We start from the raw sequence: 21,179 nt of genomic DNA, 5'->3' as shown, positions 1-21,179 counted from the left end.
TTCCTAAGGGGCGGGTCGACACGGCTATGACACGTACAGCCTTCCCGCCCCGGGTAAGGTGTGCGTGTCATAGGTCTTGTCAAACCCTGCGATCCGTCTGGTGCGGACGCTTGGGTCGCATACGCCATGATCTGAGGATCAAGTATGTTGACGTATGCCGGACGAGCTTGGCGCTCGTGGGAGACTACTCCCCTAGGACGGAGCGGATTCTGCCTAGGCAGAATCCATTCGGCAAGTGCTAATTTTCAGCCACGCTTGGCGCGGTAGATGCGGAAACCATTGCCCTCGGCCTTGATCGCGCACACGCCCAGATGCTCTTCGATCAGTGGCTGATATTTCAGGAAGCTGTTCGCGACCAGCCGCAGTTCGCCGCCGTTTTTCAGATGTTTAGCTGCTTTTCGCAGCAAGTTCTCGGTGGCGAAATAATCGGTGTGCACCCCGACGTGGAACGGCGGATTGCTCAGAATCGCGTTCAAACCCATAGGCGCGGCATCGATGCCGTCACCGGTCAGCACCTCGGCTTCCAGACCGTTGGCGGCCAAGGTGAGGCGGCTGCTGGCGGCGGCGAAGGCATCGACGTCGAGCAAGGTCACCTGATTGTGCGGGTAGCGACGCTTGACCGCCGCGCCCAGCACACCGGCACCGCAGCCGAAATCGAGCAAGTGTCCGCTCGGCAGTTTGTCCAGATGCTCCAGCAGCAGGGCGCTGCCGCGATCCAGTCGGCCATGGCTGAACACACCCGGCAGGCTGATGACTTTCAACGGGCCTTCGGCCAAGGGCAGCTCATAAGTCTGCGCCAGGCTTTCCAGCGATTTGGCTTCAGGCGCATTGGCCACGGTGACTTGCCATAGTTGGCAGTGACGGGCGCTGTCGAGTTTGCGTGGCTTGCCGATCGGGTTGAGCTGTTTCGATGCGCCTTCGATACCGCTGCGCTTTTCCCCCACCAGAAACACCTCGCGCCCGGCCAGACGCGCGGCCACGGCGTTGAGGATGTAATCGGTCAAATCCTTGGACTTGGGCAAAAACACCACCGCGCTGTCGAACTCGCGCTCCGGCACGTTCACGCCGAAATGGCTGCGGCCTTCGAAGCGCGTGTCGAGTGCGGCCTGATCGCCGGCATGCCAGCACCAGCCGAACGCATTGGGCAGACGCCCGAGCAAATCGTCGGCGGGCAGACCGGCCAACAACAGCGAACCCTGGAATAACTCGGCCTGACGAAGCAGTACTTCACTGCGCGGATCCATAACTGCTCCTTGGAAAAAAAGTGCCGCAGTTTATCAACTGACGACCCGCAGCGCTTTACCGCTGAAGAACGCCTGCGCGTTTTCGGTCAATTGGCCGACGATGCGCTGCCGCGCCTCGCGACTGCCCCAGGCGTTGTGCGGGGTGACGATCAGCCGCGGGATATCGGCGGCCAGCAATGGATTGCCGTTGACCGGTGGTTCGACGCTCAACACATCGGTGGCCGCACCGCCGAGGTGACCGTTGCGCAAGGCGTCCGCCAGGGCTTGCTCGTCGATCAAACCGCCACGGGCGGTGTTGACCACAAATGCGCCGGGCTTCATCGCCGCCAGTTCGCGGGCGCCGATGAAGTGGCGGGTGTGTTCGTTAAGCGGGCAATGCAGGGTCAGGGCGTCGATCTGCGGCAGCAATTCGTTCAGCGGCAGGCGATCCGGTCGGGCAGGTCGGCCCGGAATCTGCCCGAGCAGGACCCGCATGCCAAACGCTTCGGCCAGTCGTGCGACGGCGCCGCCGAGTTCGCCATGACCGAGCAGGCCGAGGGTTTTGCCTTCCAGTTCGACGATCGGGTAGTCGAGCAGGCAGAACTGTTTCGCCTGCTGCCAGCGACCTTCGCCCACCGCGTTCTGGTAATCAGCCAGGCGCGTGGCGAGGTTGAGCAGCAACATGATCGTGTGCTGCGCCACCGACGGCGTGCCGTAACCCTGACAGTTGCACACGGTGATGCCGTGGCTGCGGGCCGCGTCCAGATCGACGTTGTTGGTGCCAGTGGCGGTGATCAGGATCAGCTTCAGCTCGGGGTTGGCGGCCATGGCGGCGGCGTCGATGCGGATCTTGTTGGTGATCGCCACCGTGACACCCTGCAGACGCTCGCTGACCTGTTCGGGCAAGGTCTGGGCGAACAGTTGCAGGTCGCTGAAGCAGGCGCGCAACGGGCTGAGGTCGAGATCGCCGAGATCCAGAGACGGGTGATCAAGGAATACGGCGCGGCGCGGGTTCGTCATCAACTGTACCTTTTGTGCGGTGAACGGAAGGCGTAATCTGCCGAGCCTACCAGATGAAACAATTGGTTACTCAGTGCCCGAGGCGCTCACAAGTCCTGTGGGAGCGGGCTTGCTCGCGAAGAGGGCGTGTCAGGTCAATAAAGGTTGTCTGACACAACGCCGTTCGCGAGCAAGCCCGCTCCCACAGGGAAACGCAGTCGGGTGATGTGTCCAAACTGATGATCGACCCCAGAGGAGCCTCCATGTACTGGACCGAATTCTTGACCGTTGCACTGATCCATCTGCTGGCCGTGGCCAGTCCCGGCCCGGACTTCGCCGTGGTGGTGCGTGAGAGCGTGACCCATGGCCGACGTGCCGGTACCTGGACGGCACTGGGTGTCGGCACGGCGATTTTCCTGCATGTCGGTTATTCGCTGCTGGGCATCGGCCTGATCGTGTCGCAATCGATCGTGCTGTTCAACGCCTTGAAATGGGCCGCCGCCGCTTACCTGCTGTACATCGGCTTCAAGGCCTTGCGTGCGCAACCGGCGAAAACCGTCACCGACGATCTGCACAAGGAAGCCGGTGTGCGTACCGCGCGCGGCGCTTTCACGTCGGGCTTCGTCACCAACGGTCTGAACCCGAAAGCCACGCTGTTCTTCCTCTCGCTGTTCACCGTGGTGATCAACCCGCACACCCCGCTGGCAGTCCAGGCCGGTTACGGGGTTTACCTCGCGGTGGCGACAGCAGTCTGGTTCTGCCTGGTGGCCATGCTGTTCAGCCAGCAACGTGTACGCGCCGGTTTCGCCCGCATGGGTCACTGGTTCGACCGCACCATGGGCGCGGTGCTGATCGCCATCGGCGTGAAACTCGCGTTCACCGAGATGCATTAAGGACTGGCTGCGATCAAAATGTGGGAGCGGGCTTGCTCGCGAATGCGTCGGATCAGTCGACTTCATAGGTGACTGGAAGACCACTTTCGCGAGCAAGCCCGCTCCCAGAGGGGAGCGAGGCGATTCCTACACAAGTTCGCTGAGTTTGCTCAGGGTGTTGAGGTATTCGCGCGGATTCTCCCCGAGCAAACGGCGAAACATCGCGCTGAACGCCCGCGCGCTGCCGTAACCCAGGTCTCGCGCCACGCTCTGCACGCTGTCCCCGGCGAGCAGGCGCGGCAGGGCTTCCATCAGGCGCAGTTGCTGGCGCCAGGCGTTGAAACTCATCTTCAGTTGTCGCTGGAACAGCCGCGCCAGGGTGCGTGAGCTGGCGCCGACCTGCTGCGCCCAGTCTTCCAAGGTGTTGGGGTGATCCGGTGTGTGCAGCAACGCCATGCAGATGTTTTGCAGGCGCCGGTCAGTGGGCATCGGAATGTGCAGCGGCAGGTACTCCAGGCTGGCGAGTTCTTCCAGCATCAATTGCTGGATCAGCGGATTGTCCGCATGCGGCGGGCCCTGCACGGCGCGCAGGATCAGCTCGCGCAGCAGCGGCGTCACCGCCAGCACGCAGCACTGTTGCAGGCTGGGTGGTGACAACTCGGGGGCGATGAACAGCGAGCGCATCTGCACATCGCCGGACATGAATATCTCGTGCGCGACATGCGGTGCAATCCACACCGCGCGGCTCGGCGGAATCACCCAGGCACCGAGGTCGGTGACCACCCGCATGATCCCTCGCACGGCATACAACAACTGCGCCTCGCGGTGCAGGTGCAGCGGCTGGTGTGCGCCGTCCAGATAATCCCGGGGATAGGCGCTCACCGGGCCGTGTTCGAAATGGGTGATTAACATGTCTGATTCAATGATCTGGTTGGCAGGTATGCGCTTTTTCGCCAACTTAGCATAGGGCCGCTGACAACAATCCGCTCATCACAAACACAAGCGTGCCGCCATGAATCAATCTCGAAACGTCATACGCTACGTCAACGCCGCCCATGTGATCGACCACATGTTCATGCTGATTTTTCCCGCTGCCGTGCTCGGCATGACCCAGGCCTTCGGCCTCGACTACGCCGCGCTGATCGGGCTGTCGCTGGGCGGCTTCATTGCCTTTGGCGCGTGTTCGCTACCGGCCGGCTGGCTGGGCGATCGCTGGAGCCGACGGAAGATGATGCTGGTATTTTTCTTCGGCATCGGCGCCTCGGCGATCTTCACCGGGCTGAGCAACGGCCCGACGATGCTGGTGGCGGGGCTGACCCTGATTGGCATTTTTGCCGCGATCTACCACCCGGTGGGCACCGCGATGCTGGTGGCCTACGCGCAGAATCGCGGGCGGGAAATTGGCATCAACGGCATGTGGGGCAACCTCGGCGTGGCGTTTTCGGCGCTGATCACCGGGTTGCTGGTGGCGCAGTTCGGCTGGCGTTCGGCCTTCGTGTTGCCGGGTGTGGTGGCGATTGTGCTGGGAGTCGGCTTTGCCTGGCAGGTGCGTGAGGAGCCGATCCCGCAACGTGCGCACACCGCCCTGAAAGGCGCTGCGGGGCAACGGATTTCGATGGTCACGGTGTTCACCGTGCTGGCGCTGGCCACTGCCACCGGTGGCGTGGTGTTCAATGCCACGACCATGACTTACCCGAAGCTGTTTCAGGAGCGTCTGCATGATCTGTTCGCCTCGCCACAAACCCTTGGCGTGGTGGTCAGCCTGGCGTATGCCTTCGGGGCAGTGGCGCAATTGAGCATCGGCCAGGTGCTGCACCGGGTCAGTTTGAAATGGCCGTTTCTTGTCTTGACGCTGTGTCAGGCGCCGCTGTTGTACGCCATGGCGTATGTCGATGGCTGGGCGGTGATCGTGCTCGGTGCGGCGTTCATGTTCGTGGTGTTCGGCCAGGTGACGGTGAACGACTCGATGGTCGCCAATTTCGTTGCGCCGCAGTGGCAGTCACGGGTATTCGCCCTGCGTTACTGCCTGTCGTTCGGTGCCAGTGCGACGGCGATTCCGCTGATTGCCTATGTCGAACCGCGCCATGGTTTTGTCGGGCTTTACTTGATTCTGGCGGGCTTTGGCGTATTGACCTTCCTCGCGGCCGTGGTTTTCCCACGCACACCCTCCGAAGCGGCTGTAGGGCAAACGGCCTGATCGACGCTGAATACCGGCAAATGCTGGCGCAAAGCTAGCATTTGTACGGCTCTGCAAATCATTCCTTTGGCTGATTTGGCTGGGGTATAACGGCTCTAGAGTAATGCTCTCTACGCCAACACCGTGCAGCCAGAAAAGGGATTCATATGTTGCAGACTCGCGTCATTCCCCCGGCCGATGGGGCCTACCAGTATCCATTGCTGATCAAACGGCTGCTGATGTCCGGCGCCCGTTACGAGAAAACCCGCGAGATCATCTACCGAGACCAGTTGCGTTATAGCTATCCGACCCTGATCGAGCGTGTGGCGCGACTGGCCAACGTGTTGACGGCGGCCGGTGTGAAGGCGGGTGACACCGTGGCGGTGATGGACTGGGACAGCCATCGCTACCTGGAATGTATGTTCGCCATTCCAATGATCGGCGCCGTGATTCATACCATCAACGTGCGCCTGTCGCCGGAGCAGATCCTCTACACCATGAACCACGCCGAGGACCGCTTTGTGCTGGTCAACAGCGAGTTCGTCGGGCTGTACCAGGCCATCGCACCGCACCTGACCACGGTGGAGAACACCCTGCTGCTGACCGATCTGCCGGAAAAGACTGCCGAGTTGCCGAACCTGGTCGGCGAATACGAGCAACTGCTGGCCGCCGCGAGTCCGCGGTACGACTTTCAGGATTTCGACGAAAACTCGGTCGCCACCACGTTCTACACCACGGGCACCACCGGCAATCCGAAGGGCGTGTATTTCACCCATCGGCAACTGGTACTGCACACCATGGGCGTGTCGACCATCATGGGGGCGATCGACAGCGTACGCCTGCTCGGCACCAACGACGTGTACATGCCGATCACCCCGATGTTCCACGTGCATGCCTGGGGCCTGCCCTACGTGGCGACCATGCTCGGGCTCAAGCAGGTTTATCCGGGGCGTTACGACCCCGAATTCCTCGTCGAGCTGTGGCGCAAGGAGAAGGTCACGTTCTCCCACTGCGTGCCGACCATCCTGCAGATGCTGCTCAATGCCAAAGGCGCGCAAGGCACCGATTTCGCTGGCTGGAAAATCGTCATCGGCGGCAGTGCGCTCAACCGTACGCTGTATGAAACCGCCAAGTCCCGGGGCATTCAGCTGACGGCAGCGTACGGCATGTCGGAGACCGGGCCGCTGGTGTCGTGTGCGCACCTGAACGACGAACTGATGGCCGGCACCGAAGACGAGCGCACCACTTACCGGATCAAGGCCGGTGTGCCGGGGCCGCTGGTGGAAGCGGCGATCGTCGACAGCGAAGGCAACTTCCTGCCCGCCGATGGCGAAACCCAGGGCGAACTGGTGTTGCGTGCGCCGTGGCTCACCGAAGGCTATTTCAACGAGCCGCAGAAGGGCGCCGAGCTGTGGGCCGGCGGCTGGTTGCACACCGGTGATGTGGCGACGCTCGACAGCATGGGCGTGATCGACATTCGCGACCGGATCAAGGACGTGATCAAGACCGGCGGCGAATGGATCTCCTCGCTGGACCTCGAAGACCTGATCAGCCGTCACGCGGCGGTACGTGAAGTAGCAGTGGTGGGGATTGCCGATCCGCAGTGGGGCGAGCGCCCGTTTGCGCTGCTGGTGATCCGTGAAGGGCACGAGATCGGCGCACGCGAGCTCAAGGAACACCTCAAGCCGTTCGTGGAATTGGGGCACCTGAGCAAGTGGGCGATTCCGAGCCAGATCGCCCTTGTTACTGAAATTCCCAAGACCAGTGTCGGCAAACTCGACAAGAAGCGCATCCGCCTCGACATCACCGAATGGCAGGCCAACAACAGCACCTTCCTCTCGACGCTCTGAGCGTCTGCTGGCGCGCCGAAAACGGCGCGCCAGCCCCACCAAGCAAGCGCTTGGCTTGTTAAATCCGAATTTTCAGCCATCCTTGCGGGGCCGACATGTGTCGGACTGGCGAAAGGACTGTTCCAGAGTGGCCGGCAGCTGCAAATCACACTTTAGAGGGATCAAGCAGTACCACCTGCTGGCTATAGTCCGCTCAAGGATTTTTAAGAACGGGGCACACGCACAACACGGGGCGATGCAACTTTGGAGTGACGTCGGGCGGCTACTGGCTCCCGGTCTTCCAGGCGTTTTTAAAAGTACTCACTGCCATAACAATAATGCACATGGAGTAGCGTCGATGACATCAGTAAACCAGTTCTGGCGCCGGGCTAAACTGCCTCTGGCCGTCAGTCTTGCCTCTACGCTCGCCGGGCCCGCATTCGGCGTCAGTTTCAACGTCGGTGAAATCGAAGGTCAGTTCGACTCCTCGCTCTCCCTGGGCATGAGTATCTCGACTCAGCAGCCGAACAAGGATCTTATTGGTGTCAACAACGGCGGCAAGGGCTTGTCCCAGACCTCCGACAACGGTCACCTGAACTTCAAGAGCGGCCAGGCCTTCTCGAAGATCTTCAAGGGCATCCATGATCTCGAATTGAAATACGGCGACACCGGGGTCTTCGTCCGGGGCAAATACTGGTACGACTTCGCGCTGCAGAATCAGGACCTGGAATACAAGGACGTCAGCAACCACAACCGCGATGTCGCGGCGCGCTCTTCCGGCGGGCAGATCCTCGACGCCTTCGTTTACCACAACTACTCGATTGCCGATGAGCCGGGTTCGGTGCGTCTGGGCAAGCAGGTGGTGAACTGGGGTGAAAGTACCTTCATTGGTGGCGGTATCAACTCGATCAACCCGATCGACGTTTCCGCGTTCCGTCGTCCAGGTGCCGAGATCAAGGAAGGCCTGATCCCGGTCAACATGTTCTACGTGTCCCAGAGCATCACTGAAAACCTCTCGGCCGAAGGCTTCTATCAGATCGACTGGCAGAAGACCGTGACCGACAACTGCGGCACATTCTTCTCGCAGCCGGACATCGTGACCACCGGTTGCGATGACAACCTGCGGGTGCTGAACAAACGCTCGACGATTCCGGGCATTGCGCTCGGCCCGTTGGCCAACGCTGGCGTCGATGTCAACGAAGAAGGTGTGCTGGTGCGCCGTTCGCCAAACCGCAACGCGCGTGACAGCGGGCAGTGGGGCGTTTCCGCCAAGTACATGTTCGATCCGCTGGCCACCGAGTTCGGCGCCTACTTCATGAACTATCACAGCCGTGCGCCGATCTTCAGCGCCACCGGTGCGCCTCAGTCGATCTATAACGGCGTCAAGGCGTTGCCAGGTCCATTCCAGGCACTGGGGCCGCTGGTGGTCGCGGGCAACTCGGAATACTTCATCGAATACCCTGAGGACATTCGCCTCTACGGCCTGAGCTTCTCCACCACCCTGCCTACCGGTACGGCGTGGAGCGGCGAGGTCAGCTACCGGCCGAATGCCCCGGTGCAGTTGAACTCCACCGACATTCTGTTTGCCGGCGTACGTCCATTGGGCGGGGCGTTGACCAACGCGTCGATTCTCAACGGTGTGCCGGGGCAGGACCTGCACGGTTACAACCGCAAGGAAATCACCCAGCTGCAAACCACCCTGACGCACTTCTTCGATCAGGTGATGGGCGCCAACCGGTTGACCCTGGTGGGTGAAGTCGGCGTGACCCACGTCGGTGGGCTGGAAAGCAAATCCGAAGCCCGCTACGGCCGCGACCCAGTGTTCGGCCCGGGTGAGCTGCCATCGACCGGTGGCCTCAACACCTGCTCGCAGATCCTTAACACCTCCACCATCAACGGTGCCGGCCCAGGGGCTTCGCGCGACAACGTTTCCAGCAACTGCAACAACGACGGTTTCACCACGGCCACTTCTTGGGGCTACCGCGCTCGTGCAATCTGGGATTACAGCGACGTGTTCGCCGGTGTGAACCTCAAGCCGAACGTGGCCTGGTCCCATGACGTGAAAGGTTACTCGCCAGGCCCTGGCGGCAACTTCGAGGAAGGTCGCAAGGCCATCAGCCTCGGTCTGGATGCCGAATACCAGAACACCTACACCGCGAGTCTGGCCTACACCAACTTCTTTGGTGGCGACTACAGCACAGTGGATGATCGTGACTTCGTTGCCCTCAGCGTTGGCGTGAACTTCTAAGCAGAGTTTTTTCAGGACGAACATACATATGAAAATAACAAAGAGTCTGTTCCACGCCGGTGTTCTGGGATTGTCGTTGCTGGCGACCAGCGTCATGGCGGCCGTTCCCGCCGCCGAAGCCGACAAGCTGGGCAAGAGCCTGACCCCGATGGGCGCCGAAATGGCCGGTAACGCCGACGGTTCGATCCCGGCCTGGAAACCGCTGCCGAAAAATGCCGGCACGGTCGACAGCAAGGGCTTCCTGTCCGATCCGTTCGGCAGTGAAAAACCGCTGTTCACCATCACTGCGCAGAACGTCGACCAGTACAAGGACAAGCTCGCCCCGGGCCAGTACGCGATGTTCAAGCGCTACCCGGACACCTTCAAAATGCCGGTCTACCCGTCCCATCGCGGCTCGACCGTGCCGGATGACGTGTTCGCCGCCATCAAGAAAAACGCCACCACCACCAATCTGGTCGCTGGCGGCAACGGTCTGGAAAACTTCGATACCGCCGTGCCGTTCCCGATTCCGAAAAGTGGCCTGGAAGTGATCTGGAACCACATCACCCGTTATCGCGGTGGCAGCGTGACCCGTCTGGTGACCCAGGCGACGCCGCAAACCAACGGCTCGTTCAGCCTGGTGTATTTCCAGGATCAGTTCGTGTTCCGCGACAAGATGAAGGACTACGATCCGGCCAACCCGGGCAACATCCTGTTCTACTTCAAGCAGAAAGTGACCGCACCGGCGCGTCTGGCCGGTACCGTGCTGCTGGTGCACGAAACCCTCGACCAGGTGAAGGAGCCGCGCAAGGCGTGGGTCTACGCCACCGGTCAGCGCCGCGTGCGTCAGGCACCGCAAGTGTCCTATGACGGCCCGGGTACTGCCGCGGACGGTCTGCGTACCTCCGACAACCTGGACATGTACAACGGTGCACCGGATCGCTACGACTGGAAGCTTGAAGGCAAGAAAGAAATCTACATTGCCTCCAACAGCTACAAGATCGACTCGCCGACCCTCAAGTACACCGACATCATCAAGGCTGGTCATATCAACCAGGACCTGACTCGCTACGAGCTGCGTCGTGTCTGGCACGTGGTGGCAACCCTGAAACCGGGTCAGCGTCACATCTATGCCAAACGTGACTTCTACATCGACGAAGACACCTGGCAGGCAGCCGTCATCGACCACTACGACGGTCGCGGTCAGCTGTGGCGTGTGGCCGAGGCGCATGCCGAGGATTACTACGACAAGCAAGTGCCGTGGTACGCGCTGGAAGCCTTGTACGACCTGCAATCGGGCCGCTACCTGGCACTGGGCATGAAGAACGAAGAGAAATCGGCGTATGACTTCGGCTTCTCTGCCACCAAGAGCGAATTCCAGCCGGGCAACCTGGGCCAGGACGGTATCCGCTAAGCTGTCACCAGAGGCCGCATCCTCGAAAAAACGCCCCGACTGGTTCGGGGCGTTTTTTTTGCGTTGCGATTTTGTAGCCATTTGTAGCAACAACTTCATATGCACGCCGTTTAAGGCTAGTCTGCGGACATCTGCTACGCCGCCAACAGCCATTCAAACAAGAGCCGGCCATGACTGATCTGTCCCCGCTACCGGGTCCTGCAAGCGTTGCCGTCGCGACACTGGACGGGCGTTTCTTTCGCCCGCCGTTGCCTGACGGCTACGTATTGCGACCGCGTCTGTGTGAACGCCTGAGCGCCGGACTCGGTGGACGTCTGTTGCTGGTCTGCGCACCTGCAGGTTTCGGCAAGAGTTCGCTGGCGGTGGAGTTTTGTCAGAGCCTGCCAGCGCACTGGCAGAGCCTGTGGTTAGGTCTCAGCCCGCGGGATAACGACCCGGGACGGTTTCTCGAACGGTTGCTGGAAGGGCTGCAGGACTACTTTCCAGACCTGGGCAGTCGCGCGCTCGGGCTGTTGAAAATGCGCCAGCGCCATCAGCCGTTTGCCTTCGAAGAATGGCTCGACGGTTTGCTCGATGAGCTGGCGCTGCAGTTGCAACCGACCGCGCCGCTGTTGCTGGTGCTCGACGATTACCATCTCGCCCAAGGGCCGGTACTCGACCGTTGCCTGCAGTTTTTCCTCAATCATTTGCCCGACGGCTTGCTGGTCATGGTCACCAGTCGCCAGCGCCCGGACTGGCATCTGGCGCGCCTGCGCCTGTCACGCCAGTTGCTCGAACTGCATGAGCAGGATCTGCGCCTGACCCATGATGAAGCCCTGACGCTGCTCGATCGGCACAGCAGTTCATTGCGCGGCGAGGCGTTGGAGAACCTGATCCAGCGCAGTGAGGGCTGGGTGGCCGGGTTGCGCTTCTGGTTGCTCGCGGTCTCCGAGGCCGGCAGCGAGGCGGCGTTGCCACCGGCACTGAACGGCGGGGAAGGGCTGATCCGCGATTACCTGCTGGAAGAAGTCATCGATTGCCTGCCGGCCGAGGTACAGTCATTTCTTTATGACACCGCGCCTCAAGAGCGTTTCTGCAGCGAACTGTGCGATGCAGTGCGCGAAGCCCATGACAGCGCCGAGATCCTGCGGTTTCTGTTGGCGCATCAGGTGTTTCTGGTGCCACTGGACGAGCACGGTCACTGGTATCGCTACCACCATCTGTTTTCCGATCTGCTACGCAGCCGACCCGTGGCCCAGACTCTGGTGCCCGCCGCGACATTACATCTGCGTGCCTGCCGCTGGTTCAACGCCCAAGGCTTGCTGGATGAAGCGGTGGAGCAGGCCTTGCGCGCGGGGCATCTGGATGTGGCGGCGAATCTGGTGCAGAACCTGTCCGAGGAACAACTGCTCGCCGAGCAGAACGTCGGCATGTTGTTACGCTGGAAAATGGACTTGCCCGACAGCCTGCTGATCAGCACGCCTCGGTTGATCGTGCTGTACAGCTGGGCGCTGGGGCTGGCCTGTCAGCTCGATGCTGCCGAAGAGTTGTCGAGTCATCTGAGCCGCTTCCTGCCGGCACCCTCGGCCTCCGCGCAGAAGTCGATGCTCGCGCAGTGGCTGGCGCTCAGCGGAATCATCGCCCGTGGGCGCGGGCATCGTGAGCTGACCCAGCGCTATTGCAGCGAGGCGCTGGAAAGCCTGCCGGTCAAGCGTTATGGGCAACGGCTGATGTGCCTGTCCACGTTATCCAATCTGGCGATTGCCGACGGCGACCTGTGGCGGGCCCGGGGCTTGAATCGAGAATCCCTCGAGCTGGCGCAACGCGTCGGCAACCCGTTGTTCGAGGCGCTGGCGCATTACGACCGGGCGCGGGTGTTGCAGGCGCGCGGGGAAATTCTGCGTGCGCTGGATGAAGTGCATCAGGGCCTGGAACGGTTGCGTGGTTTGTCCCCGCAACGTTTGTACGCGGTACGTGCGCGACTGACGCTGTATGAAGGTTTTCTGTTGTCCATGCGCTTGCAACCCCAGCAGGCGCGGGCTCGATTGCTGACTGGCCTGGCAGAAGCGCGGGCTTGCCGCGATATCAGCGTATTGATCGGCCACTGCGTGATCGCCCGTCTGGACGGTAGCGCCGGTGAGTTTGCCAAGGCCTTCGCCGAACTCGCCGAAGCTGAACGCCTGATGCACATCTGGGACGTGCCGCCGATCTACTATCTGGCGATGATCACCCTGGTCAAATGCGAACTGTGGCTGGCGCAAGGGCGCACCGATCTGGCTGAAGCCTGGCTGGCGCGACTGGGCCAGACCTACACCGGCGAACGCGCAGCGGCACCCCCCGAGTTTCATCCACAACTGCCATTGCACGTCGAGTTGCAACAGGCGTTGCTCGATGTGATTCAGGGACAGCCGATGCTCGCGGAAGGGCGGTTGAACGTGTTGCTGGAAAACGGTCAGCAAACCGGTCGGCAGTTGCTGTGTGTGATGGCGCTGGCGCAGAAGGTGATGTTGCTGCTGGGCAATGGCCGCGAACCCGAGGCGCGCAGGGCGTTGGGCCAGGCGCTGGAAGCGGCGGCTGGCGGCGTGATGCAGCCGTTTGACGCCCTGCTCAGAGAGCATTCGGACTGGTTGCGCAGCCAATTGCACAACTCACCGGCGCTTGCGGGACAGCAGTTGCTGGCGCATTTTCCGCAGGTGCCAGCACGGCCGGTCATTGAGTCCGCGGCGGCCGAACAACTCAGCAGTCGCGAACTGGCAGTGCTGCGTTTGATTGCCCAGGGCTGTTCGAATCAGGAAATCAGCGAGCAGTTGTTTATCTCGCTGCACACGGTGAAAACCCATGCCAGCCATATCAACAGCAAACTGGGGGTTGAGCGACGCACGCAGGCGGTGGCGCGCGCCAAGGAAATGGGGATGTTGACCTGAGCCTTGAAGCGCTACACCGAAGCAAACAAAAACGCCCCGAATAAATCGGGGCGTTTTGTTTGTTGCCTGACCTGCAAGCAGGTGCGGCGGGGAGGAATCAGGCCATCAGGTCATTGGCGCTGAAGCTGTTCACACCCACCAACTGGATCTCGAAGTCCGCACCGGCGTGCCCGGTGACGTTGCCCGACAGCACATGATCGACGAAACGCAGTTGGCCGGCGCCGGTGAAGTCGGCAGAGCCGATGAAGGAGAACGCATTGAGGCCGTCTTGCAACAGGTTGGCGTCAAACATTCTCAGGTCGATCTTGTCGCCCTCCAGACTGTTGAAGTCATTGATGACGTCACTCAGGCTTCCGGTTCCCACTTCGTTCAAGTTGCTGAAGACAAACTGATCGCTGCCGGCACCACCGATCAGGGTGTCCTTGCCGCCGCCGCCGAGCAGAATATCATTGCCGGCTCCGCCATCGAGCTGGTCATTGCCTGCACCGCCACTCAGGTAGTTGGCATCGGCGTTGCCGAACAATTTGTTGTCCTGGCCGTTGCCGAGCACACTGAAACCGCCAGTGCCGTTGATCCGTACGCTTTCCACGTTCAGCAGATTGCTCAGGTTCAGATCGACCACACTGTTCTGTTTCGCGTTGTACTGAATGCTCAACAAGTCGCGGCCAGGATCATTACCTTCCTGGATCAAGGCGAGCTCGGCAGCCTGATCCAGAATGTAGGTGTCATTACCCGCGCCGCCGATCATGGTGTCGATGCCGGTGCCACCATCCAGCACGTTGTTGCCGCTGTTGCCGGTCAACACGTTGTCCAGATCGTTGCCGGTCAGATTGAGCGCGTCACTTCCCAACAACAGGCCGTCTTCGACACTGTAGGACAGTGTGTAACTCACGGAGGTCTTGATCAGATCGTGACCATCCCACGGGGTTTCCTGAATGGTGTCGTTGACGTTGTCGACAATGTAAATGTCATCGCCAGCGCCACCGTTCATTCTGTCGGCACCGGCACCGCCGTCCAGTACATCGTTGCCGGCCCCGCCGTCCAGGGTGTTGTCGTAGGCATTGCCGAACAGTTTGTTGTCCAAGGCGTTACCCATCACCCAGAATGCCCCGGCACCCAGGACCCGCACACTTTCCACATTTTGCAGATTGGACGCGTTGAGGTTGATCACGCTGCTGTTTCTGTCAGTCGAATATTCGATTGTCAGCAGGTCTCGCCCGCCATCGGCATTCTCCTGGATTCGCGACAGCTCCGAGGAGTCATCAAGGAAGTAGGAGTCATTGCCCGCACCACCGATCATGGTGTCGATGCCGGCCCCACCATTGAGGATGTTGTCGCCGTCGTTGCCGATCAGCACGTTATCCAGTGCGTTGCCCGTCAGGTTGAGCGCTGCACTGCCGAGCAGTTGCGCGTCTTCGAGGTTGGCCCCCAAGGTGTAGCTGATCCACGATTTGACCTGGTCTCGACCTTCGTCCGCCAGCTCGACGATGGTGTCACCGATGTTGTCGATCACGTAGATGTCATCACCGGCGCCCCCCGTCAGGGTGTCGACGCCTGCGCCGCCGTCCAGAACGTTGGCATCGGCGTTGCCGAACAGTTTGTTGTCCAGGGCATTGCCGGTCACGGTAAACGCGCCCGCACCGGTAAGGCGCACGCTCTCGACGTATTGCAGGTTGCTCTGGGACAGATTGACCACGGCGTTCTGGGCTGCGTTGTACTGGATGTCCAGCAGGTCCCGACCGGTCTCGTCCGCTTCCTGGATCAGTGCCAGTTCTTCCGCTTGATCGAGGATATAGGTGTCATTGCCGCTGCCACCGATCATGGTGTCGATGCCGGCTCCGCCATTGAGCGTGTCATTGCCTGCACCACCGATGAGGGTGTTGTTGCCGTCGTTACCGGTCAGCACGTTGTTCAGCTCGTTGCCGGTCAAGTTGATTGCGGCGCTGCCCAGCAGTTGACCTTCCTCGAGGTTGGCACCCAGCGTGTAGCTGATTGAGGACTTGACCTTGTCATAGCCTTCGCCTGCCAGCTCGACGACGACATCTGCGATGTTGTCGACCACGTAAGTGTCATCGCCTGCGCCACCAGTGAGGGTGTCGCTCCCGGCACCGCCATCCAGATAGTTGGCCTGGGCATTGCCGAACAATTTGTTGTCCAGTGCGTTGCCCAACAGAGTAAAGGCGCCCGAGCTATTGATGCGAACGCTTTCGAAGTTCTGCAGGTTGCTCTGGTTCAGGTCAATGACGCTGTTTTGTGTTGCATCGTAGTAGATGTTCAGCAGGTCGCGGCCCGCGTCGGCATCTTCTTGCACGAGCGCCAGCTCGGCAGCCTGATCCAGGTTGTAGGTGTCGTTGCCGGCCCCGCCGATCATGGTGTCGACGCCGGCACCACCATTGAGAATGTTGTTGCCGGCGTTGCCGATCAGCACGTTATTGAGATCATTACCGGTCAGGTTGAGGGCGGCATCACCCAGCAGTTGGCCGTCTTCAATGTTGGCGCCCAGGGTGTAGTTGATCGAGGCCATGACTTTGTCGCGACCTTCACCAGCAAGCTCGACAACGATGTCGCCGTAGTTGTCCACCACATAGGTGTCATCACCGGCACCGCCAGTGAGGGTGTCGACGCCGCCACCTCCGTCGATCCAGTCATTGCCGGCATTGCCGAACAGTTTGTTGTCGAGAGCGTTGCCCAGCATGGAGAACGCACCCTCACCGTTGATCCTCACGCTTTCCACGTTGATCAGGTTTGCCTGATTCAGATCGACGACGTTGGTCGAAGGGCCAGCGGCGTAGTTGATCAGCAGCAGATCGCGGCCGGGATCATTACCTTCTTGCACGAGAGCGAGTTCAGCCGCCTGATCCAGGTTGTAAGTGTCATTGCCGGCGCCGCCGATCATGGTGTCGACACCGGCGCCACCATTGAGGATGTTATTGCCGGCGTTGCCGATCAGCACGTTGTCGAGTTCGTTGCCGCTCAGGTTGAGGGCGGCGTTGCCCATCAACTGGCCGTCTTCGATATTGGCGCCCAGACCATAGGTGAGCGTGGTCATGACCTTGTCGCGGCCTTCGCCGGCGAGTTCGACGACGACATCGCCATAGTTATCGACCACGTATGTGTCGTCACCAGCACCGCCGGTGAGGGTGTCGGCACCCGCGCCACCGTCAAGCCAGTCATTGCCGGTATTGCCGAACAGCTTGTTGTCCAGTGCGTTGCCCTGCAGGGCGAAGGCGCCGGCGCCAGTGATCCGAACGCTTTCTACGTTGACAAGGTTTGCCTGGTTCAGATCGACGACGTTGGTAAGGGGCCCGGCAGCGTAGGTAATTGTCAGCAGGTCGCGACCCGGATCGGTATCCTCGTAAATCAACGCCAGCTCAGCGGCATTGTCGAGGATGTAAGTGTCGTTGCCTGCACCACCGGCCATGGTGTCAATGCCGCCGGCGCCGTTGAGTACGTTATTCAGGGCATTGCCGATCAGCACATCATTGAAGTTCGAACCGATGGCATTTTCTATCTTGGCGCCATAAGCGATGGCCAGCCCATCGTTGATCGCGGTTTGGGACGTGAGATCGACGAAGGCTTTGCCAATGTTGCTGTAAGCGCCTTCGTTGAGATTGATGCTGACGGAGGCGAGCTGGTTGCTGGCATCGATCGTGTCGTTCCCGCCGGCATCCCAGATCGTTTCGAAAATTGACTGATCCGGCGCCCACTTGTAGACGTTGTCCCCGGTCTGCCAGGCAGTATTGGCGCCATAAAGGCTCTGGATCGCGAGGATGTCCAGCACCATCGGCGTCGTCGGCTGATAGGAATAGTTGCTGTTGTAACTCATCACCGTGAAGTGAACGTCATCCAGAGCAGGCGTCAACAGCGTCTTGTTGGCTGCACTGGTATCGAACGGGTGCTTGAGACCCAGCGCATGACCGATTTCATGAACGAACGTCAGGTAGTCGTAAGTGCCGTTGACCGGGTTCGGGTCGTTGGTTTCAGTGCCGACCCAGACATCACCGGCAGCAGGAAGGTTGTCAGGAAAGTAGGCCCAGGCTGCGGTTTTATTGTCCATCAACCGATAGCCGCCAAAGCGCAGATCGCCAACGTTATTGATGTCGTCGCTGGTCAGCGTGAACGTGATGTTGGCAACGGCACTCCATGCACCCAGGGCATTGGTGATTGCAGTCTTCTGTACAGCCGTCAGCTCATACAGCGCGTTGTATTCGTTTTTCGGACTGTAGCTTGTGGGGAAATACGAAGTCCCCGGTGCCATGAAACTGTAGCTGAGCGTTGTTTCCCCGCCGAAAGGCCAGTTCGGTCCTGTCCAGTATTTGCCGGCGATAAGGCTGTCGACGATAGCGACGCCAGTCAGCTTGGCAGGTAACGCGAGGGTATAAGTCGTGGGCGTAGGCATGCGGGGATTTCCTGAGTGCGCTGCGGCCCTTCCTGAATGCGACCGCTACAAAAAAATGCGATTTTGCACCAGAAGCAGATGCTTTGACATCATTGGGCCACTATTTTTCTGATTAGTGGCGTCAAATTACTGACCGGGCGATCTGTATCGGCTTGTGAAGTAGAATTCTGAAACAAGCCCCACTACCGTTCGTCCAGGACTCTCCATGACTGCATCCAGCCCAACGCTGATTCGCGAGACTTTCCCCGTCGGCCCGCTCCAGTGCAACTGCACGATCATCGGCGACCCGATCAGCAAAAAAGCCATCGTCGTCGACCCGGGCGGCAACCCCGACCTGATCATGGCGCGCCTCGATGCCCTGGGCCTGAAAGTCGTCAGCATCATCCACACCCACGCGCATCTCGATCACTTTCTCGCCTCCGGGCAGATGAAAGAAAAAACCGGCGCGACCCTGCATCTGCACAAAGAAGATCAATTTCTGTGGGACAACCTCGAGATGCAGTGCCAGATGTTCGGCGTGCCTTACACCCCGGTTCCATCGCCAGATCGCTGGTTGAGCGACGATGAAGAACTGGCCTGCGGCTGCGGCGTGGCGCTGCATACACCGGGTCATACACCCGGTTCCATGAGCTTTTGGTTTTCCGAGGCTAAGCTGTTGATTGCCGGCGACACGTTGTTTCGTCGCGGCGTAGGACGCACGGATTTGTGGGGCGGCGATCAGGCGACCATCGTGCGATCGATCAAGCAGCGGCTGTACACCCTGGACGAAGACGCAACAGTGATTACCGGACATGGCCCGGACACGCGTCTTGGGGATGAAATGCGGGAAAACCCGTTCGTGCGCGCCTAAACATTTTGTCACGAGTGTGCGGCGGAATTTTTCGGCATTGTCATGATCCAACGCCCGCAAAGGTCTATTGCCTAGGGCCGCTGCCACACAGAATGCGAAACCAGGAGCTCTTCATGTTCACCACGCCTCGTTTGATTATTGTTGCTACCGCTGTGGCCATGTTGGCCGGCTGCGCCTCGCCCAACCCGTATGACAATCAGGGGCAGGCCGATGGGGGCTCGCAAGGCATGAGCAAAGCCGCCAAGTACGGTGGTCTCGGCGCTCTGGCCGGTGCCCTGGCGGGTGCTGCCATCGACCACAACAACCGCGGCAAGGGTGCCTTGATCGGCGCGGCGGTGGTCGGTGCTTCGGCGGCCGGTTACGGTTACTACGCCGACCAGCAAGAGAAAAAACTGCGCGCCAGCATGGCCAACACCGGGGTTGAAGTGCAACGTCAGGGCGATCAGATCAAGCTGATCATGCCGGGCAACATCACCTTCGCCACCGATTCGGCGAACATCGCACCCAGCTTCTATCAGCCGCTGAACAACCTGGCGGGCTCGTTGAAGGAGTTCAGCCAGAACCAGATCGAAATCGTCGGCTACACCGACAGCACCGGCAGCCGCCAGCACAACATGGACCTGTCCCAGCGTCGTGCGCAGAGCGTGGCCACCTACCTGACGTCGCAAGGTGTCAGCGGTGCCAACCTGTCGGCCCGTGGCGCTGGTCCGGATAACCCGATTGCCAGCAACGGTGACGTCAATGGCCGTGCGCAGAACCGCCGCGTTGAGGTCAACCTGAAGGCGATTCCGGGTCAGCAGTATGGTGGTCAGCAGCAACAGCCGGGTACGGTTCAGCAGTATCCGTAACTCAATGCTTGAGTGAAAAAATGCCCGGTCCTGTGATCGGGCATTTTTTTGTGTGGCCTGTGCCGGCACCTTCGCGAGCAAGCCCGCTTCCACGGGGGAACGCATTTCAAAATGTGGGAGCGAGCCTGCTCGCGAAGGCGCCCGACCCCACCCTAAAATCATCAGATACAAAAAAGCCCCCGGACAAGCGAGTTGTCCGGGGGCTTTTTGTTTGCAGCGAAGACTGAATTACTTCTTCAAGCCATAGTGCTCATCAAGCATGCCTGGCGAGTTCGGGGCTTTCGGTGCGTAGTCGCGTGGCGGCTCCTGATCGCGCGGCGGCGTCAGGCGTTCGCGCGGTGCCTGCGCGGCATCGGCGTGCAAAGCGGCGATCAGGCGTTGACGGGTCTGCTCGTCCAGGGCCAGGCGGTTGGCACCCTCGGCGAGATGATCCTGCACCTCCTGATAGCTCTGGGTCAGCTTCTTGACCAGCATCGCGGTGCTGTTGAAGTGGGTGACCACCTCGTTTTGATAGCTGTCGAAACGCTCCTGGATATCATCCAGTTGACGCTGCGTACGGCTCGGCGCGGCATTCGGTGCGACGCGAGCGATCAGGAATCCAATGGCGACACCCACAACCAGGGCAAGAGTCGGTAACAACCAAACTAAGAGCGAGTGTTCCACGAGTCCTTCCTCTATAAACGGCTTTGCTTTACGTTAACGGCTCGAACCTGCGCTGTATACCGCGATTCACTCGCAATAGATTGGCACAGACAATTTGCTAGACGAGTCGACCCGATTCGAGGTCACGGAGTTCCTTCCTTGCTGATGCGTGAAACCCCTGTAGTGATTGCCGGCCCAGTCGGCCAGATTGAAGCACTGTACCTGGATAATGAGCAGCCACGCGGCATCGCGTTGATCTGCCACCCGAACCCGGTGCAGGGCGGCACCATGCTCAACAAGGTCGTCTCGACCCTGCAGCGTACCGCGCGTGACGCGGGACTGATCACCCTGCGTTTCAATTACCGTGGCGTGGGTGCCAGCGAAGGCGCACACGACATGGGCAGCGGTGAAGTCGACGATGCTCAGGCCGCCGCCGCGTGGCTGCGCGAGAAACACCCTGATCTGCCGCTGACCCTGTTCGGTTTCTCTTTCGGTGGATTTGTTGCGGCAAGTCTCGGCGGTCGTCTCGAGGCGCAGGGCGTGCAGCTCAAGCACCTGTTCATGGTGGCGCCGGCGGTGATGCGCCTGGGCGATCAGGATCAGCTGCCGCAGCACGGCGAGCTGACCGTGATCCAGCCGGAAACCGACGAAGTGATCGATCCGCAGTTGGTCTACGACTGGTCGGAACAACTCCAGCGCCCCCATGAGCTGCTGAAAGTGGCAGAATGCGGACACTTTTTTCATGGCAAGCTGACCGATCTCAAGGATCTGATCCTGCCGCGTCTCTCGAATTGATT

Annotated in this window: 14 protein-coding genes and 1 riboswitch; of the genes, 9 read left to right on the top strand and 5 right to left on the bottom strand. The window is 60.3% G+C overall.

The features are described 5' to 3' along the window. Window positions 1-81: 81 nt before the first annotated feature. A riboswitch (yybP-ykoY riboswitch) is annotated at window positions 82-206 on the bottom strand. 39 nt (window positions 207-245) lie between these two features. Beyond that, window positions 246-1,244, bottom strand: coding sequence for a methyltransferase (locus tag AC0J41_RS21505; RefSeq protein ID WP_473013559.1), 999 nt, complete (start codon window positions 1,242-1,244; stop codon window positions 246-248). Between the two features lie 33 nt (window positions 1,245-1,277). Further along, window positions 1,278-2,243, bottom strand: a complete 966-nt coding sequence (locus tag AC0J41_RS21500; RefSeq protein WP_473013558.1) for a 2-hydroxyacid dehydrogenase — start codon at window positions 2,241-2,243, stop codon at window positions 1,278-1,280. A 242-nt stretch (window positions 2,244-2,485) separates the two neighbouring features. Here AC0J41_RS21500 and AC0J41_RS21495 point away from each other — a divergent pair, with 242 nt between their 5' ends. After that, complete coding sequence (locus AC0J41_RS21495) at window positions 2,486-3,115, top strand: LysE family translocator (protein ID WP_003228086.1); 630 nt, start codon at window positions 2,486-2,488, stop codon at window positions 3,113-3,115. Window positions 3,116-3,241: 126 nt separating this feature from the next. Here AC0J41_RS21495 and AC0J41_RS21490 read toward each other — a convergent pair whose 3' ends face one another. Continuing rightward, window positions 3,242-4,006 (bottom strand): AraC family transcriptional regulator, encoded by a 765-nt coding sequence (locus tag AC0J41_RS21490; protein ID WP_473013557.1) that lies wholly within the window; start codon window positions 4,004-4,006, stop codon window positions 3,242-3,244. Between the two features lie 100 nt (window positions 4,007-4,106). Here AC0J41_RS21490 and AC0J41_RS21485 point away from each other — a divergent pair, with 100 nt between their 5' ends. The 5 genes from AC0J41_RS21485 (at window position 4,107) to AC0J41_RS21465 (ending at window position 13,643) form a co-directional block, all read left to right on the top strand. Next, on the top strand, window positions 4,107-5,291 hold the full coding sequence (locus AC0J41_RS21485; RefSeq protein ID WP_473013556.1) for an MFS transporter: 1,185 nt from the start codon (window positions 4,107-4,109) through the stop codon (window positions 5,289-5,291). Between the two features lie 146 nt (window positions 5,292-5,437). Beyond that, the gene (locus tag AC0J41_RS21480) at window positions 5,438-7,120 is read left to right on the top strand and encodes a fatty acid--CoA ligase (RefSeq protein WP_473013555.1); all 1,683 of its coding nucleotides are present in this window, start codon (window positions 5,438-5,440) and stop codon (window positions 7,118-7,120) included. 337 nt (window positions 7,121-7,457) lie between these two features. Then, window positions 7,458-9,347: a DUF1302 domain-containing protein gene (locus AC0J41_RS21475; protein ID WP_473013554.1), complete on the top strand. Its 1,890-nt coding sequence runs from the start codon at window positions 7,458-7,460 to the stop codon at window positions 9,345-9,347. Between the two features lie 28 nt (window positions 9,348-9,375). After that, a complete protein-coding gene (locus AC0J41_RS21470; RefSeq protein WP_025109310.1) occupies window positions 9,376-10,740 on the top strand; it encodes a DUF1329 domain-containing protein in 1,365 nt (454 codons plus the stop codon). 170 nt (window positions 10,741-10,910) lie between these two features. Next, a complete protein-coding gene (locus AC0J41_RS21465; protein WP_025109309.1) occupies window positions 10,911-13,643 on the top strand; it encodes a winged helix-turn-helix domain-containing protein in 2,733 nt (910 codons plus the stop codon). 97 nt (window positions 13,644-13,740) lie between these two features. Here AC0J41_RS21465 and AC0J41_RS21460 read toward each other — a convergent pair whose 3' ends face one another. After that, complete coding sequence (locus AC0J41_RS21460; protein WP_473013553.1) at window positions 13,741-18,042, bottom strand: M10 family metallopeptidase C-terminal domain-containing protein; 4,302 nt, start codon at window positions 18,040-18,042, stop codon at window positions 13,741-13,743. 205 nt (window positions 18,043-18,247) lie between these two features. Between AC0J41_RS21460 and AC0J41_RS21455 the strand changes: the two genes are divergently transcribed. Then, window positions 18,248-18,892: an MBL fold metallo-hydrolase gene (locus AC0J41_RS21455; protein WP_473013552.1), complete on the top strand. Its 645-nt coding sequence runs from the start codon at window positions 18,248-18,250 to the stop codon at window positions 18,890-18,892. Between the two features lie 113 nt (window positions 18,893-19,005). Next, window positions 19,006-19,740, top strand: a complete 735-nt coding sequence (locus AC0J41_RS21450; protein WP_473013551.1) for a YiaD family glycine zipper/OmpA-like lipoprotein — start codon at window positions 19,006-19,008, stop codon at window positions 19,738-19,740. 228 nt (window positions 19,741-19,968) lie between these two features. Here AC0J41_RS21450 and AC0J41_RS21445 read toward each other — a convergent pair whose 3' ends face one another. Continuing rightward, entirely contained in the window at window positions 19,969-20,403 is a 435-nt protein-coding gene (locus AC0J41_RS21445) for a Z-ring associated ZapG family protein (protein ID WP_007961596.1), read from the bottom strand. Window positions 20,404-20,547: 144 nt separating this feature from the next. Between AC0J41_RS21445 and AC0J41_RS21440 the strand changes: the two genes are divergently transcribed. Then, on the top strand, window positions 20,548-21,177 hold the full coding sequence (locus tag AC0J41_RS21440; RefSeq protein WP_473013550.1) for an alpha/beta hydrolase: 630 nt from the start codon (window positions 20,548-20,550) through the stop codon (window positions 21,175-21,177). Window positions 21,178-21,179 lie beyond the last annotated feature (2 nt).

Source organism: Pseudomonas sp. Arb-4-2C (genome assembly GCF_055755015.1).
Note: the sequence above shows the minus strand (reverse complement) of the source record. Positions and strands in the feature narration are given on the sequence as shown.